Here is a 14,433-nt window from a genome sequence, read left to right as displayed (position 1 = left end):
AAATGACTGTTGGTCATTTAGGCTTCTTTTAAAACCAAATCCAATACGTAATGGATACAATAACTGCCCATATAGGTAAGCTCAAAAGTGTCCCCCATAATACGCCAATAACGAAGCGACTATTCTGCATCCTTTATACCCCATTTTCCATTCTCTTTTTATTATTTTGAACAAAAAAGAACAGCTTTATTCCCATGATATGAACAGCTACAGAAAGGGGTACATGATGATTTAGGAAGCTTTTATTGTATGTTCATCTTGCAGCTCACTAGTTACAAAGAAATCAGAGCGGCTTACTGCTGCACTCGTCATTCTACTTAAAAACAGAGCGACAACTCCAGGAAGCAGTAAAGCATTTCCGACAATCGTAAATGCAAGCAGACCAGCAAAAAGAACGAGTTGAATAAAGCATCCTATTGTATAAAGCGGGTATTTGAGCAGTAGCTTTACACTTGCCCCCATCGCTTTTGGTAAATTGAGTTGATATTTAATCAACAACGGCACTGTGTAAAGTTGACTTAAGAGAACCATCCCTGAAAAGTAGGTTTGAAAACAAGCAATCGCAAAAGCAACATAACTCTGCTCAATTGACCAATGCCACCAAGAAGCTGCTAAGATAAAAACAAACCCACCGAAAAAGAAACCAAGCCCCACACCTTTTAGATAATGCGCAAAGAACCCTTTGAGAAATACGTTTATGAGGATCACTTTTTTATTTGTCAGGACAGCCTCCATACTCGTCGCAGCCGCTAACCAAACAGGCCCTCCAATTAGCAAGAGAAACAGAATTGCCAGCTGCCAAGGTAAAAAGAGAAAAAAAGGAATACATAAGATGGCAACAAGCAAACTGATTGAAACAATTGAAACAATATGATGATACAAATCCTTAGCCGTAACCCGTAAAATTGACGTCACTGAAAACATAGTCTCACCCTATTCTTTGATTCGTCTCTAGATTAAATAAATGCATCTTCTGCATCTGTAACGTCATTTTCACTTGTTCTCCAGGTCGAATAAACTGTTCACCCGACACTTTCGCAATTACAGAATGATTATTAAAAGTGAAGTAAATTAAATTCTCGGCCCCAAGATGTTCAAATACGTTTACCCTAATATCGACATCGCCCTCTTGATCCAAGTGAATATGTTCTGGTCGAATCCCAAACATGACTTCTTGACCTATATATGGCGTAACTTGTTCTCGCTGGTTAATTGGAATTTCAAAAACATGCTCAGCCATTCTTAATTGACTATTCGACTCTATAAGAGCTGGGATAAAGTTCATAGCTGGTGACCCAATAAAGCCAGCGACAAACATATTCTCGGGCCGAGCATACAATTCTTGTGGACTCGCAATTTGCTGAACTTTGCCTTCATTCATCACGACAATTCGTTGACCTAGCGTCATTGCCTCTACTTGGTCATGAGTTACATAGACAATGGTTGCGCCTAGTCGTTGGTGCAACTCTGCTAATTCTATCCGCATCTGCACTCTTAATTTTGCATCTAAATTAGACAAGGGTTCATCAAACAAGAATACCTTCGGATTACGCACAATTGCTCTACCTAAGGCAACTCGTTGACGCTGTCCCCCTGATAACTCTCTTGGTTTTCGCTCTAAAAGTTGTTCAAGTCCAAGAATTTTTGAAGCATAGGCGATCTTATCGTTAATGATCGCCTTTTCTATCTTCATATTTTTTAACCCAAAGCTTAAATTTTGTTCAATCGACATATGGGGATAAAGCGCATAGTCTTGAAAGACCATGGCAATATCTCGATCTTTTGGATGAACATGATTAACAAGTTGATCATCGATGTAAATGTTTCCTTCCGTTTGTTTTTCAAGGCCAGCAATCATGCGCAACGAAGTCGTTTTTCCACAGCCTGAAGGGCCGACAAACACTAAAAACTCTTTATCCTTTATTTCAAATGTTGCTTGGTCCACAGCTGTAAACAAACCACCTTTTTTCGTGTCAGAAAACGTTTTGGTTATGTGATCAAACACAATTGTCGCCATCTTTTCACCTACCCTTTCACTGCACCAATCGTAATGCCTTGTAAGAAATATTTTTGTAAGGAGAAAAACAAAATAAACATTGGTAGTGCTGCAATAACCGAACCAGCCATCATCGCGCCAAAATCGGTTGCTTCTGCAAACTTAAAGCTGGCTAGACCAATCTGAATGGTTCGCATGGAACTTGTCTGCGTGACAAGAAACGGCCAGAAGAATTCATTCCACGTTGCTACAAAGGTGAAGATCGCTAACACAGCCAGACCAGGCTTTGAGATTGGTAAAATAATTTTATAAAAAATGCGCCACTCACTACAGCCATCGATACGGGCTGCTTGAATAAGCGTTGATGGCAAGGTTGACATGTACTGTTTCATTAAGAAAATGTTCCCTACCGTTGCAAACATCGGTAACATAATCGCTGTATACGTGTTTCCTAGTTGAAGCGTGTTTACAACGATAATATAGACGGGTATTAGCGTCACTTGGGCTGGAATCATCATTGTCCCAAGCAGCATCCAAAAGATCGTATTTCTCCCGGGAAAGCGTAATTTAGCAAACGCGTAACCTGCCAATGAGCAGAACAATACATTTGTAAATGTAAGCACCGATGAAATAAACAAACTATTACCGAGCCACCTCATTGCATCGGTTTCAGTAAAGAACCGAATATATGTCGATATTGATGGGTTTTTAGGAAACCATTCAGGCGAGAATGACGCACTGACTGATGTATCCTTGAAAGACATGACGAGCATCCAATAAAGTGGAATGAGCGTAATGATAATCCAGAAAATTAAAACAGCATAGCTTAAAATTCGTGCCGCAACCCGCTTTGCGTCTGAACGCTCGCGACTGGGGTCTTTTTGATTGTGAAAAGCAGGCTGATCCATCGATTGATACGCCTCCTTTGTTAAAATTCTACATCAGTTGACATTAACTTAAATTGAAAAACTGAAGCTAATATGATGACAATCCCTAAAGCAAAAGATTCTGCTGCCGCTAACCCAAATTGATAATACTCAAATGCGTGTACGTAAATTAAATAGGCAATCGTTGTTGTCGCAAAATTTGGTCCACCTTGTGTCATTAAGTAGATACTCATAAATACTTGGAAAGAGCCGATTACCCCCATAACAAGCAAATAGAGTGTGGTTGGTTTTAGTAGCGGCATTGTAATATTTCTAAATTGTGACCAGGCGCTAGCGTGATCAATATCTGCCGCTTCATATAAGGATTTTGGAATTCCGCCAAGTGCTGCTAAGTAAAGAATAATTCCCGCTCCGTGCCCCGTTAACCAACTCATTAAAATCAAAGAAAATAGCGCTGTACTTCTACTGCCTAGCCACATCTGACTATCAATTCCGATATAGCCTAAGATCATATTTAAGAGCCCCATATTCGTTGGATCGTAAATCCAGAACCAAACAAGTGCCATCGTTACACCTGAAGCGACTGTAGGTAAATACAAGGAAGCTTTAAAGAATGTTTGTACCTTTTTTCCTCTTGGGAAAATAAGAACCGCAAGAATCAACGTAATCCCTACACTTACAGGCACTGTAGCCACAGTAAATAGAAAGGTGTTTCGCATTGAGCGCCAAAAAATATCATCTTGTACCATTGTTTGATAATTTTCTAGACCAATAAATGTAGAACCCATTACATGATACTGCTGAAAGCTCATAATAAAAGCATAAATGACTGGTATGAGCGTAAACAGTAAGAAAACAAGAATTGGAACAAGGATAAATAAATAGCACCAACCATAGTCACGTACAAATAAGGAAATTTTTGATGGTGGTGCCTGTGCGGTTTCTGCCATAAGAAGCACTCCTTTATAAAGAAAGTAGAAGATCGACTGCGAATCCTCTACTTTCTACTGTTGACTGCTGTCTCTTAAGGTTGGTATCTATCTGATGCAGCCTCTGACTTAAACTTTTCAAGCGCTTCATCAGGTGATAACTCTCCACTGATTAGCCCCTGGAATGTCGGAACAACAACCTGTGTTTTAAACATGTCATCTTTGGCAGCCAACTCACTGTTGATTGTGTTTGGCGGTAAAACGTTGCTCGCTAGTCGTTCTGCAGCTACCGTGTTCTCAGGTGATAAAGGCAATTCGTATTTATCAGCAGCTTCCTTATGGATTATTGGCAAGGCAAGTGCAGAAGATGTTTTCCCAATGGCATCAGCGCCAGCTAAATGTTCAAGGACCTTGACACTATTGTCAATATGAGTTTCATCAGCATTGTTTTGCGTGAATAACAAGTAGCCTTCAGCACCACCTTGAGCAACTTCTTCCTGTCCCTCATGATGTGGAATTGGAAGCAAGACAAACTCCAACTCTTCTCCATCCGTTACACCATCTTGAATTTCTAGGTTTCGCGCTTCCACCATTGCATCTGCGTATGGAATGGCTCGACCATAGAAGAGCGCTTGGTAGTTGTAGTACATTTCCTGTCGTTTTGCAGCATCAATTGCTGCGGTCTCTGCTGGGAGAATACCATCGTCTCTCAGCTTGACAATGAATTCCATTGCCTCAAGAATCTTTTCGTCATCCCATTGAATGCCCTCTTCAGTCATTCGATACGGAATACCGTTGTTACGAGCTAAGTGATCCAATAACTCTTCATCCACACCTTGAAAAACAAAGCCATACTGGGGATCACCATTACTATTTTCCTGCTCCCCAATTGAGGCTAATTCGTAAAACTCATCCCATGTCCAACCTTCAGCTTGGATTTTTTCATAATCCACACCATATTCTTCGAGTAGCGCTTTATTGCCGCCCCATACATGCAGGAACTGATAAAGTGGCAAACCATACATTGACCCTTCTAATGTCATATGATCCAGAGCAATTTCATCATAGTCGCTTAAATCAATCGATAATTTATCATCTATGGGTACTAATAATTCTGTTTCCTTGTACTTCCCAAGCGGTCGACCAAAATATAAATCTGGCGGACTACCTGAATTTAAAGCAATATCAAATTTTTGTAAGCCTTCTGCCCAAGATAGAATTTCATACTCCACTTTAATCGATGGATTCTGCTCTTCAAACTCTGCTATTGATTCTTTTAATTCACCCTCATATTCACCATGAACAGGGTATGTCCAGACCTTTACAACATCTTGTTTCTCATCACCATCTCCTCCACCGCATGCAGTAAGCGTTACAAGCATCATCCCTGTTAGTGCTGAACCTAATAACCACTTCTTCATTCCCATCTCCCCTTTTTCATTCATAAAACGAGGCCTCTAATCATTCCCTCCCTTTGGCATGAGATATAACAGTTTATTCCTTGTCCTTCTTGTACATACCACTTTTCATCTGTTAACAAAAAAAATCCCAAATCGTTTAAACGCAACGAATTGGGATTTGAGTTTCTTTTTATAAAAATGTTTATGATTTTCTTTATGCGGGAATGTAATTACTAAGACAACGTTATGACGTATATGTACATACAAAAAGAGACAAGGTATCTCCTTATCTCTCATAACGAATTTGTCTAACGCATCAATGTTTTAGCGAATAATAACGAATCATTTGTCTACCACTATAATATGAGAGACTTATCTACAAGTCAACCCTTAAGATTCGACAAACGTCCTTATCATTTACTCATTAAGCTTTCGACAAGGGTGTAAGCCAATTGCGCCCTTGTTCTGTTAATGCAAGACTTGGTTTGACATCTCCGTTTTTGAGCTCCTTATTCTCCGATCCAATTAGTTTATCTACCTTCAACAAATCAATTAGTTCACTCGCAGAATTAGCAGGAATTCCAAACTTAATTGAATATTGGTTTCTTAACCATGGAGCACCTAAATACAGTTCATTCTCTGTACCGAAGCGCGTTTCCCATTCGTCAATAAAACGTAAGGCCTCTAATTTATACGACTCTAGATGATATTCCTTGATCTCAAGCTGTAAGAATTGACGTAAGTCCTCACTGTAATGAGAGTAATTCGTAATATCCGTATGCTTAGGTGCAGCTTCAGATAAATAATAAAGTTCAACACGTTTCCCCTTATACATCAATCGACTCATAATTGGAACCATATCGCTATCAGCCGTTACAAATACATAGCAAGAAATATTCTCATCTTTATACGTACTTTCAATCGCATCTATACATAACTCAATATCAGAGGAGTTCTTTCGAGAATCACCCTCTTTATCATTCGAATAAACATGTCGGATTTGAACTCGTTGTTTTTGCAGATCCGTTAAGCTCGAACGAATTCTTTGAAAATCAGCATAAGCTCGAAACGTTCTTACTTGATCTTGGCCGTAACGATCCCAGAGGCAATTAAATAAGTTTTTTCCTTCAGTTTCATGATTTGGATTATGATTGTATCGATTCATCAGTGTCCAATAGACATTGTCATAATCAACAAATATAGCTACATTACTGTGATCTTTCGTACGAAAAGATTCTTCCTCATAGTCTCTCTTTACTCTGCTCATTCTCCGAGCTGCTTTTAAACGATCTCTCGTTGTCCCCAAAAAACAGCCTTCCTCCTATTCATTTCCATGAGGACAATGTCTCATCACGCGTTTAGAACAGTCACTGTAAATAATATCCCTAGTGTACGACAAAAAGGTTCGATTGCCTACGAAATTCTTACAATTTATAGGTTGGGCAAATTATCACAATGTAAATTCCCTTTATCTCTAAGCAATAAACCTTATCTTTAAAGATTATGCTCATCATCACTGAAACATTCAAAAAAGCGTTGACTCCTATGTGTATGAATCATACAATACACTAAGATAATTAATAGTTGAAAATTTTACCTCTCGACTCTTATTATTGTTGAAACGAATAGAAAAGGAGTTTCCTTCTAATGAACATCATGTTTAATAATCGTGAGCCAGTTTACATCCAGGTCATTCGTTCTTTTAAAGAACAGATTGCTTCTGGTCAACTAAAAGCTGGTCAAGAAATTCCCTCGCGTCGAGAACTTGGTACGGCACTTAAGATTAACCCTAACACGGCCCAGCGTGCCTATAAAGAAATGGAAGATGCCCTCTTAATTCATACTGAACGAAATAAACCAAGTAGAATAACCTATGATCAAGACGTTCTTCATTCAATCCGGACCGAACTTATTCATGATTCTGTTGACGCTTTTCTTCATTCAATCAACTCCATCCAGGTCCCACTTGAAGAAGTCATTGAGCTATTGCAAAAACGTTATAAAGAAAGTGACGCTGACCATGATTAAATTAACACATGTCTCAAAGAAGTATGGGAGAAAGAAAATACTCCATGATGTTTCTTTCACTGTTCATCCAAATGAAATTACCTGTCTGGTTGGCATTAACGGTGTTGGGAAAACAACCCTTTTAAAAATGATTTCTAACTTAACGCCAACGACTTCAGGCTCAATTACAATTGACCAAGAACCATTAACCCCTAAACGTTATGAAGAGATTACGTTTATTCCCGATACGATTCCTGTCCCACCTTCAATGACAATTAATGATTCAATTCATTTCATGCGTGATTTTTATTCGAACTGGAATCATTCACGAGCGAATGACTTACTGTCTTTTCTAAAATTAAACCGAAAAACAAAAATTGGAGACTTATCAAAGGGGAATTCCGCAAAAGTAAACTTGCTTTTGGGACTTTCTTTAGATGTGCGCTATATCTTAATGGACGAGCCGTTCTCTGGAATTGATATTTTTAGCAGAGAGCAAATTACCGAGTTATTTTCTAGTGGCTTTTTAGAGGATCGTGGCATTTTACTAACTACACATGAGATAAAGGACATCGAACATTTAATCGATAAAGCAGTCTTGCTTGATGAAGGTTACGTATTAAAAGAATTTAATACTGAAGACATGCGTTTAAATGAAGGGAAATCTATTGAAGACGTCATGCGTGAGGTGTACCGACCTTGAATTACATAAAACTAACGCACTTTGAATTAAAACGAGTGATGCCGTGGTTCGTTGGCTTGCTTGTGCTCTTTGCTATTGCGCAAACCCTTTACTTATTCTTTCATCAACATTTTTTATACCAAACGATGCAACATGAATTTCAATATGGCTTATCAATTGAACAATTTGTTCGCGATTACGGACCCGTTTCAATTGTAGCAATCGCTGATCAATCCTTTTTTTACCTCCTCCCATTCTATGCATCGTTTATAAGTGTTTGTCTTTATGCTGTTTTTATTTGGTACCGAGAATGGGTTGGGAAACACTCCTTTATTTATCGGTTATTGCTCCTGCCGATCAATCGAGTCAATCTCTTATTTTCTAAATTAACCGCCATCCTTATCATGTTGCTCACTGTCTATACTTTACAAATAGCGCTTATTCCTTTACATGAGCTGATCTTACACATTCGTCTGCCAGCTGCCATGGTTGAAAAATCCAGTACTTTCTTTTTTATGAATTTGTTTACGCCCATTTGGCCTGTCGGTTATACCGATATCCACTGGCTTCTTATTCTTAAAAGCCTTGTTTTATTTCTTCTTTTTTTGATTACGTTGAGCACAATGATCTTGTTGGAACGTTCCTTTCGAATAAAAGGTTTTTTGGGTGCATGTCTTTTTGCCTTGTTCTCTTTTTGCAGCTACATAGGTATCTCACTGGCACTCGATCATACCATTTATCCTTCAGAATTAATCATTGTCCAAATAGCTTTCTGCTTATTGTTGATTGGCTTAAATCTATTTCTATCCTACCGCTTACTACATTCCTACATCACTGCGTAGGGAAAGAAGGGTCTTATGAAAAAATATACCTATAGCCTGCTACTGATCGCTTTTATTGTTCTTGTTTTTATTTGGAGAGGAACTGCTTACCTCACCAATCAAGCAGAAACGGAAGAGTTTGTACCTTTATACATTGAAACAGAGTTTGAGACAAGAGATGTATGGTCCGGTGTCGAGATTGAGGCGGCCGATTACTCACATCCAGGTGAGCTGTCATCATCCTACCTTGTTCATAATGAGACAGCTTATACACCAGAATTAAAACGTTCATCACTTGATAGCTATTTCGATCCTTATTTAGATGAGCTTGTCGGACAACATCGTTCCTTTTTTCGAGGTAAACAATTTACCCATTCTTTTTATGTAGATGATACGTTTATTATTTCAGCAGAAACAAGAACAGGCTTATTATCCACGAGCCCAGAAGTACTTTCAATTGATCTACTAGAACGCCAAAATGAAATGACGCTTTCCTTCTCAACTCAGTTTTCTGATGATTTATTTAGCTCCTATATCGTTGATATTCAGCTGCATCAAGCGAAGCTCTATGTTGCTATTGAAGAGCTTCGTTACAGTGAAAACTCGCTTGTTATGTACGAGTTTGCTATAAATGATCCCTCCTCAGTTAACAGGAAGGAACTTTTTAAAAGGGCAAGTGCTGATTCAATCGGGATGTTTCAAGTTGCGGAAAAAGCAACGTATACCGGGAGTGTCTATTTTAACAGTTACTTTCCACCTAGCTCTTATTTGTCGTGGTATTCTGTTCAAGAAGATGAGCTCAATACCCCTTATTCCTACTCAAACAAACCCTATGAACTATTTAGCTACGCCTATGGTACAGGAGAAATACAATCTAGTCTTGTTGAGGAAACACTTGATTTAGCAAAATCAGAAGATTCTTGGTGGGCTGTCCAAGATCACGATCAGTTAATTTTGCTCGAACCTTACTCATCTGAAGCTACATCGGAAACAGGCTATGTTTATGTCCCACTAAACCAACTAGAGAACATTCATTATCACCCTCTACCGGCAGCGAACTACCATAGCACACAGCAAATGATTCATGGTCTTATCTATCAGCTCGCTCTTCAGCCAACATCTACATCTGAGATAGCGCTTATAACCGTATTTGATCCTAAGACGAACGATTTAGTATATAAAGGGAGCATCCAATCAGAAGATTCTTTGTTTGCAAGTGATGACTATAACTTTGACTTTGTGCTATTGCCAAACAACAGCTTACCTTAACAGGAAGCTGTTGTTTATTATTTTATTAATGAATCAATTGCTAGCTGATACCCACTTTTTCTTGCTTCTTCTATTGGAAATGCTTCATCAAGATGCATACAACATACAGTGGCACGATATGATGGTGGGATTAGTTCGTTTAATTCCCGCAACGACAAATGAACATTTCCTTCATAATCAGCACCTGACGTATCTTGGAAAAATAGAGTATAATTACCTTTAAGCAACTGTTTGAGAATAAAATCAGGAATAGCATTCGCATCCCCGCTGTAATAATAACGTTCATTACCTTTAATAAACTCATAGCCAAAACAAGTAAGGGTCTCTGCATGCTCAACAGAAACAGGATTGATTGTAAAGGTTTCAAACATTGAGGACGTAGAAACCTCCTGCCAGCTTACTTGAAGGTCCTCAACACCCATTTTAGATGCGATCGCCTTTACTTCTTCTAATAATGGTTTTGGGGCAATAACAGTTACCTTCGGTGTAAAGGCTGGGTTTAATTTAAAATAGGAATAGAAAATAAGGTCTCCTAAAGACCCGATATGGTCTGGATGCGTATGCGTCATTAGAATATCTATCCGCTTCACGTCTTCTAAAAGGTTATGAGCAACTAAACGATGAAAGGTTGAACTTCCACAATCAATCATGTACAAAGTCTGATCTTTCTTTAGATAGGCACCATTATTCCCTAAAGTCGTGTGAAACGCGCTGCCACATCCAATAAAGTTAAACATTTTTCTTCACCTCCGTTTCCTTTTAGTTGGTTTCCTTTTTAACTTACCATACTTTTTAAGCAAAAACTGATTGCTTTGAGAATCTCATAACTTTATAGTAAAAATAGACTGTTTTAGAAAAGGGTGCGATTGTTTATGAAAATTAAAAGCGGAGTCGAACAAGCCGTCTGTATTCTCGTCATTTTAGCTACTCAAAAAGGAAAGCAACATGTAAAAAGTGATACAATATCAAGCCGTATTAACGTTTCCCCATCCTATTTAAAAAAAGTAATGCGCAAGTTAGTTGTCGGACGACTAATTACAAGTGCACCTGGAAACAGTGGTGGCTTTTCACTTGCCCGTTCACCAGAAACGATCTCCATGCTTGATATTTTAAAAGCAATAGAGGGAGAAGACCCTTTCTTGAAAACGGAAGGCCTTATTCAACGTGTATTCCCAGAGACAGATGCTGCTAAAGTTGGATCAGAACGTCTAGAGACGATCTTTACTAATGCCCAGAAAGCCTATCATGATTCACTCAAACAAACCTCATTGGCAGAAGCAATCCTTACCACATTAGATCGTGATTCAATGGAACTAGTTGATTGGAATCACTCGCTTGGTGCACCTGATTTAGAAATGTTAAGAGCCAAAAAAAGCTAACATTCTATTGTTTACGCTATCTTGTTTAACAGACGTTCATACATAACCTTATAAAATTAGTTTTTGAGCGAAAGGGTCGTGCCTGTGTTTAGTCGAAAGACCATTATAATCTTTATCCTTCTATTGACCGGAGCCATTTACTTCTTTTACACGCAAAACAATGGGCTTGTGCAATCATCGCACACGATACGATCAGCAGACATTCCAGCAGCATTTGATGGGTTTACAATCACCCACCTCTCTGATCTTCATTCAAAAGAGTTCGGCAACCAAAATCAACGTCTCATTTCTAAAGTCATCAAACAAGAACCTGATGTTATTTTTATGACTGGCGACCTCATCGACTCGTATTCTTCTAATAATGGTGAGGGAACTGCTTTAATGGAACAATTGGTTGAGGTCGCACCTGTCTATTTTGTAACAGGAAACCATGAATGGCGCCTTGGGATTGTTGACGAATTAGAAGAAGAGTTGCGCTCTTATGGCGTTGAAGTGTTAAGGAATGAAACCGTTACAATTGAGCACAATGGGCAAGCTATCCAGTTAATTAGGATTGATGATCCCGATAGTGAACCACAAATGAATGCAAGCCAGTTTAGTGAAGAAGTACTTGATGCTCAACAAATAAACGAAGAGTTGTTTACCATTCTGTTAGCTCATCGTCCCGAAGTCTTTTCATCTTATCAAAGAGACGAGATAGACCTTGTCTTCTCTGGTCATGCTCACGGCGGACAAATACGCTTGCCGTTAATAGGTGGTTTATTATCACCAGGACAAGGGTTCTTTCCTACCTATTCAGAGGGTGTGCACGAAGAGAACGACACGATCATGTTGGTTAGCCGAGGACTAGGAAATAGCTTATTCCCATTACGTCTGTTTAATAGACCTGAACTTATAGAAGTAAAGCTTGCATGCGAACCTTGCTCGTAAACAGAGAGGACCCGGCATGAATTATTTAAAAACGATAAAAACAATCTCAACTTTATTAAATGTTGAGACAGATTTACAGAAAATGTTACAGCTTGTCTTAAAGAGTTTATTAAATGAAACCCGTTTTTCGAGTGGCTGGATTTTTAAAGTTGACCGCACAGGACAACATAAGCTTGTTGCAGCAGTTGGACTCCCGCCTGCTTTAGAGAAATCCAATTGCGCACCATTAAGAGAAGGCGGATGCTGGTGCAAAAGAGATTTTCTTCATAAGCGGCTTCAAGGTGCCGTCAATATGATTGAATGCCAGCGCTTAGAACGTGCCGAAGAGCGAAACTGGGGTGACACGGCCGGCATTACGCATCACGCGACCATTCCAATCTATGCAGGTGAAGAAGCTCTCGGTATTCTTAATATTGCTGATCCTCAAAAAGATTATTATTCTACAGAGGAACTTCAGTTGCTAGAGTTGGTCGCTTTACAAATAGGAACCGCAATTAAGCGGATTGAGCTCGTAGACCATGAGAAAGAACGGTCACTCTTATACCATAAACTTGGTTTGTTCTTACAAGAACTACACTCAGATTCAGAAGATCGACTTGAGCCACTTGAGGATGTTATTAACAAACATTTCTCATTAGCGATCACTTCCATTTCCACTAAAAATGTGAATGCTTCCGCTGTTGCTGGAGAAACAACCATTTCATTGCTAACAGATCAAGTACTGACTCCGTTAGAAGTAGAAATTAGTAAACATATTAGTGAGCATATTGCATTGAGTGTGGAAAGAAAAAGGATTGCCAAAGCTGTAAAAGTGATCTCACAACTCAGTGAGCGACAAAGGCTTTCTCGAGAACTCCATGATTCAGTGAATCAATTGTTATTCTCTGTTAACATGACCATCAATGGACTTACTCTACGCACAACTGATTCAGAAACAAAGCAACATCTCAACCAAGCAAGCTCCGCATTAAAAGCAGCTTTAAAGGAGCTACGCTTGATTATTCACGGCTTACGGGGAGAAGAACTAGATTTAGGACTTTCGTCAGCAGTAGAGCAATATAGTAGCCTAATCGGTGTAAAAACAAATATAGAAATAGAGTCACTGAACCTAGAGTTAAAACAAGAGGAGCTTGTTTATCGCATTATTCAAGAAGCCCTTAACAATTGTAAGAAACATTCGGGAACAAGCTCAGCTTCTGTTCAAATTAGAGAACATCAATCAAACATCGTTCTTAACATTTCCGATGATGGCGTAGGCTTTTTACCAGATGAAACGACACATTCTTTTGGTTTAACGTCCATTTTAAAACGTGTTCAAGAGTTAAATGCTCAAGTACATTTGGATACTTCACCTGGAAAGGGGACACGCTGGACCATCCAAATACCAAATTTATGGAGTGAATGAAATTGAAGATATTGATTGCAGATGACCACCACGTTGTGAGGAAAGGATTAGTCTATTTCTTAGAATCATTTGCTGACATTACCATCGTAGCCGAAGCAAGTAATGGGGTGGAAGCCGTCAATTTGTACAAACAACATAAACCAGACATCGTTTTAATGGACATTGACATGCCAGAGTTGAATGGCATTGAGGCTACGAAACAAATCTGCACACTTGATTCTGCAGCACGCGTGTTTATCTTAACCAGCTACTCAGAGAAAGATATTGTTATTCCTGCCTTGGCCGCTGGAGCATGTGGTTATCAGTTAAAAGATGTTGAACCTTCCTTGCTTGTTGAAACATTAAAAGCTTCTATCAGTGGCGAAACAGCTCTCGACTCGCGAATTATGAAACATGTTTTGTCACATGTACACCAACCTGTTAATCAAGTAGAGAAAAAGCTTGATCAATTAACCGAGCGTGAAGTCGATGTACTTAAAGAGATTAGTACTGGAAAAAGCAACAAAGAAATTGCAGGTGCTTTATTTATTTCAGAAAAAACAGTGAAGACGCATGTTTCCCATTTATTAAGCAAGCTTGAATTACAAGACCGAACGCAAGCTGCCTTATTCGCCATAAAAGCAGGGGTTGCAATAGACTGACCTAAGAAAATGAGACACTATAAAACACCTTCGAAATGGTACACTTGAACAAAGTACAAATTCGGAGGTGTTTTTGCATGGGCAAAA

Annotated in this window: 15 protein-coding genes; 8 read left to right on the top strand and 7 right to left on the bottom strand. The window is 39.0% G+C overall.

Translation table 11 applies throughout. The features are described 5' to 3' along the window. Positions 1–231 precede the first annotated feature (231 nt). The 6 genes from JOC54_RS21650 to JOC54_RS21625 form a co-directional block, all read right to left on the bottom strand. Positions 232–924 (bottom strand): hypothetical protein, encoded by a 693-nt coding sequence (locus tag JOC54_RS21650; RefSeq protein WP_204469125.1) that lies wholly within the window; start codon positions 922–924, stop codon positions 232–234. A 4-nt stretch (positions 925–928) separates the two neighbouring features. Further along, entirely contained in the window at positions 929–2,017 is a 1,089-nt protein-coding gene (locus JOC54_RS21645; RefSeq protein ID WP_035441129.1) for an ABC transporter ATP-binding protein, read from the bottom strand. Between the two features lie 8 nt (positions 2,018–2,025). Beyond that, positions 2,026–2,904, bottom strand: coding sequence for a carbohydrate ABC transporter permease (locus JOC54_RS21640; protein WP_051992049.1), 879 nt, complete (start codon positions 2,902–2,904; stop codon positions 2,026–2,028). Between the two features lie 20 nt (positions 2,905–2,924). Next, positions 2,925–3,833, bottom strand: a complete 909-nt coding sequence (locus JOC54_RS21635) for a carbohydrate ABC transporter permease (RefSeq protein ID WP_204469123.1) — start codon at positions 3,831–3,833, stop codon at positions 2,925–2,927. Between the two features lie 74 nt (positions 3,834–3,907). Next, a complete protein-coding gene (locus tag JOC54_RS21630; protein ID WP_204469121.1) occupies positions 3,908–5,233 on the bottom strand; it encodes an ABC transporter substrate-binding protein in 1,326 nt (441 codons plus the stop codon). Between the two features lie 403 nt (positions 5,234–5,636). Further along, positions 5,637–6,518 (bottom strand): NYN domain-containing protein, encoded by an 882-nt coding sequence (locus JOC54_RS21625; protein WP_239586875.1) that lies wholly within the window; start codon positions 6,516–6,518, stop codon positions 5,637–5,639. 341 nt (positions 6,519–6,859) lie between these two features. Between JOC54_RS21625 and JOC54_RS21620 the strand changes: the two genes are divergently transcribed. Genes JOC54_RS21620 through JOC54_RS21605 form a run of 4 tightly spaced genes read left to right on the top strand, consistent with a single transcriptional unit; the run spans position 6,860 to position 9,991 of the window. After that, on the top strand, positions 6,860–7,240 hold the full coding sequence (locus JOC54_RS21620; protein ID WP_035421866.1) for a GntR family transcriptional regulator: 381 nt from the start codon (positions 6,860–6,862) through the stop codon (positions 7,238–7,240). Further along, entirely contained in the window at positions 7,233–7,922 is a 690-nt protein-coding gene (locus JOC54_RS21615; RefSeq protein WP_204469119.1) for an ATP-binding cassette domain-containing protein, read from the top strand. The genes JOC54_RS21620 and JOC54_RS21615 overlap by 8 nt, the downstream gene beginning before the upstream one ends. Then, positions 7,919–8,743 carry a hypothetical protein gene (locus JOC54_RS21610; protein ID WP_204469117.1) on the top strand — a complete coding sequence of 275 codons (825 nt, stop codon included), beginning with the start codon at positions 7,919–7,921 and terminating at the stop codon, positions 8,741–8,743. Before JOC54_RS21615 ends, JOC54_RS21610 begins: the two co-directional genes overlap by 4 nt. Before the next feature lie 15 nt (positions 8,744–8,758). Continuing rightward, the gene (locus tag JOC54_RS21605; protein WP_204469115.1) at positions 8,759–9,991 is read left to right on the top strand and encodes a hypothetical protein; all 1,233 of its coding nucleotides are present in this window, start codon (positions 8,759–8,761) and stop codon (positions 9,989–9,991) included. A 17-nt stretch (positions 9,992–10,008) separates the two neighbouring features. On the opposite strand, the gene JOC54_RS21600 is transcribed toward JOC54_RS21605, so the two are convergent. After that, on the bottom strand, positions 10,009–10,728 hold the full coding sequence (locus tag JOC54_RS21600; protein WP_204469113.1) for an MBL fold metallo-hydrolase: 720 nt from the start codon (positions 10,726–10,728) through the stop codon (positions 10,009–10,011). 135 nt (positions 10,729–10,863) lie between these two features. Here JOC54_RS21600 and JOC54_RS21595 point away from each other — a divergent pair, with 135 nt between their 5' ends. The 4 genes from JOC54_RS21595 to JOC54_RS21580 all read left to right on the top strand — a co-directional run bounded on the left by JOC54_RS21595 (position 10,864) and on the right by JOC54_RS21580 (position 14,346). Further along, entirely contained in the window at positions 10,864–11,370 is a 507-nt protein-coding gene (locus tag JOC54_RS21595; RefSeq protein WP_035421876.1) for an Rrf2 family transcriptional regulator, read from the top strand. An 84-nt stretch (positions 11,371–11,454) separates the two neighbouring features. Next, positions 11,455–12,300, top strand: coding sequence for a metallophosphoesterase (locus JOC54_RS21590; protein ID WP_367617850.1), 846 nt, complete (start codon positions 11,455–11,457; stop codon positions 12,298–12,300). Positions 12,301–12,316: 16 nt separating this feature from the next. Beyond that, complete coding sequence (locus JOC54_RS21585) at positions 12,317–13,705, top strand: GAF domain-containing sensor histidine kinase (RefSeq protein WP_204469111.1); 1,389 nt, start codon at positions 12,317–12,319, stop codon at positions 13,703–13,705. Beyond that, entirely contained in the window at positions 13,702–14,346 is a 645-nt protein-coding gene (locus JOC54_RS21580) for a response regulator (RefSeq protein WP_275582739.1), read from the top strand. Before JOC54_RS21585 ends, JOC54_RS21580 begins: the two co-directional genes overlap by 4 nt. Positions 14,347–14,433: the final 87 nt, after the last annotated feature.

Origin of the sequence: Shouchella xiaoxiensis, from assembly GCF_016907895.1 — a bacterium.
Lineage (GTDB): Bacteria > Bacillota > Bacilli > Bacillales > Bacillaceae_D > Shouchella > Shouchella xiaoxiensis.
The sequence above is the reverse complement of the archived record's forward strand: the minus strand, read 5'-3'. Positions and strand labels throughout refer to the sequence as shown.

Excerpts from the sequence above, each read along its gene's own strand:
- JOC54_RS21650 (WP_204469125.1), bottom strand. The coding sequence starts at position 924 with ATGTTTTCAGTGACGTCAATTTTACGGGTTACGGCTAAGGATTTGTAT.
- JOC54_RS21645 (WP_035441129.1), bottom strand. The coding sequence starts at position 2,017 with ATGGCGACAATTGTGTTTGATCACATAACCAAAACGTTTTCTGACACG.
- JOC54_RS21640 (WP_051992049.1), bottom strand. The coding sequence starts at position 2,904 with ATGGATCAGCCTGCTTTTCACAATCAAAAAGACCCCAGTCGCGAGCGT.
- JOC54_RS21635 (WP_204469123.1), bottom strand. The coding sequence starts at position 3,833 with ATGGCAGAAACCGCACAGGCACCACCATCAAAAATTTCCTTATTTGTA.
- JOC54_RS21630 (WP_204469121.1), bottom strand. The coding sequence starts at position 5,233 with ATGAAGAAGTGGTTATTAGGTTCAGCACTAACAGGGATGATGCTTGTA.
- JOC54_RS21620 (WP_035421866.1), top strand. The coding sequence starts at position 6,860 with ATGAACATCATGTTTAATAATCGTGAGCCAGTTTACATCCAGGTCATT.
- JOC54_RS21615 (WP_204469119.1), top strand. The coding sequence starts at position 7,233 with ATGATTAAATTAACACATGTCTCAAAGAAGTATGGGAGAAAGAAAATA.
- JOC54_RS21605 (WP_204469115.1), top strand. The coding sequence starts at position 8,759 with ATGAAAAAATATACCTATAGCCTGCTACTGATCGCTTTTATTGTTCTT.
- JOC54_RS21600 (WP_204469113.1), bottom strand. The coding sequence starts at position 10,728 with ATGTTTAACTTTATTGGATGTGGCAGCGCGTTTCACACGACTTTAGGG.
- JOC54_RS21595 (WP_035421876.1), top strand. The coding sequence starts at position 10,864 with ATGAAAATTAAAAGCGGAGTCGAACAAGCCGTCTGTATTCTCGTCATT.
- JOC54_RS21585 (WP_204469111.1), top strand. The coding sequence starts at position 12,317 with ATGAATTATTTAAAAACGATAAAAACAATCTCAACTTTATTAAATGTT.
- JOC54_RS21580 (WP_275582739.1), top strand. The coding sequence starts at position 13,702 with ATGAAATTGAAGATATTGATTGCAGATGACCACCACGTTGTGAGGAAA.